Raw genomic sequence first — 234 nt, 5'->3', positions numbered from 1 at the left:
CCCGAACACCAGTGGTGCGTTCACTCCGGTCCTCTCGTACTAGGAGCAACCCCTCTCAATCTTCCAACGCCCACGGCAGATAGGGACCGAACTGTCTCACGACGTTCTAAACCCAGCTCGCGTACCACTTTAAATGGCGAACAGCCATACCCTTGGGACCTACTTCAGCCCCCAGGATGTGATGAGCCGACATCGAGGTGCCAAACACCGCCGTCGATATGAACTCTTGGGCGG

General features: G+C 57.3%; 1 rRNA gene. It reads right to left on the bottom strand.

The features are described from left to right. Nucleotides 1-234: ribosomal RNA gene (locus BHE89_RS03210) — 23S ribosomal RNA — on the bottom strand; the annotation flags it as partial.

The organism is Shigella sp. FC1967 (assembly GCF_001743005.1).
In the GTDB taxonomy this organism is placed as follows: domain Bacteria; phylum Pseudomonadota; class Gammaproteobacteria; order Enterobacterales; family Enterobacteriaceae; genus Proteus.
This window is presented reverse-complemented; position numbering and strand designations above follow the sequence as displayed.